This window comes from Asanoa sp. NPDC050611, assembly GCF_040654855.1.
Lineage (GTDB): Bacteria > Actinomycetota > Actinomycetes > Mycobacteriales > Micromonosporaceae > Asanoa.
On the sequence record NZ_JBFAIU010000704.1, the window covers coordinates 1 to 1,187 of the forward strand.

Genomic DNA, 1,187 nt, shown 5'->3' on the forward strand with positions numbered 1-1,187 from the left:
GGCGGCCCGGGGCCGTCCGGCCCCGCGGGCACCGGCCCGACCGTGACCGGCCCGGCGGAGCCCGGCCCCCGCGTCCAGGCGACGACACCGCGGGACGGCGGCCACGACCCGGGTCCCGTCATCGAGGGCGAGGTCGTCGAGGGCGAGATCGTCGAGCCCGGGCCACGCCGCTAGGAGCGCACGAAAAAGCCCCCGCGTCGCCCGCAGGGGCTTTTCGCTGTTCGGGCTCTACTTGCCGCCGCGCCGGGCGCGGACCTCTTCCAGGCGCTCGGCCAGGATGTCCTCGAGCTCGGCGATCGACCGCCGCTCCAGGAGCATGTCCCAGTGCGTACGCGGGGGCTTGACCTTCTTCTGCTCGGGCTCGCTGCCGTCCACGAGCCGGGCCACGCTGCCGTCGAACTTGCACTCCCAGGTCATCGGAACCTCGGCGTCGACGGCGAACGGCACCTCGAACTGGTGCCCCTTGGCGCACAGGTACTCGCGGGTCTGGCGTGGGGCGAGCTCGGTGTTGCGGTCGGATTCGTAGCTGACTGCGCCTAGCCGGCTGCCGCGCAGCATGCGCTCGCCCATGATCGGCTTTCCCCTCGGTCGTCTTGCTTGTCGTCCACACGAAACAACGACGGGAGGAGCCGGGGGATTCCCGGCACTCACGCGCGTCTCGCTCCTTACAAAGGTACGTCGTCGTAAACGGTCAGAGCGTAGCGGCAGACGCGCGTTCATGAGCGGTTCTATCCGCGGCCAGCCGTGGCGTTTTACGACGCGGTGTCCAGTATGTGTTGGTCGTCCCGGCCTAAGCGGCCGTTCAGCCGATGCGATCTAGGTCACCGGGCGGGGCTGACCTGTGCGGGAGCTGTGGATTTCTGCGCGGCGCCGAGGGCGGCCAGCGCGGCGGCGAGGTCACCGACCTGCCCGGCCAGCTGCGCGGCCCGGTCGCGGGCGGCGTCCCGCTCGGCGGTGGCGTCGGCGAGCCGGGCCCGCAGGTCGGCCACGGTGGCCTCGGCCGCCTCCCGGACCTGCCGCAGCTCGGCGTCCCGGGCCTGAGCCCGTTCGCGTTCGGCGGCCAGGTCCTGCTCTGCCGCGGCGGTCGCCGCGCGGGCCGCGTCGGCGGCGGTCCGGGCCTGGTCGGCGGTGGCGGTCGCCTTGGCCGCGGCCTCGTTGGCGGTGGCCGCGTCGGCGCGGAACCGGGC

Annotated in this window: 1 protein-coding gene and 1 pseudogene; both read right to left on the bottom strand. The window is 73.6% G+C overall.

The genetic code is table 11. From position 1 onward, the window contains the following. Positions 1-228: 228 nt before the first annotated feature. Positions 229-570, bottom strand: coding sequence for an RNA polymerase-binding protein RbpA (locus AB0H87_RS41960; protein ID WP_089243573.1), 342 nt, complete (start codon positions 568-570; stop codon positions 229-231). 251 nt (positions 571-821) lie between these two features. After that, positions 822-1,187: pseudogene (locus AB0H87_RS41965) on the bottom strand (serine/threonine protein kinase); the annotation flags it as partial.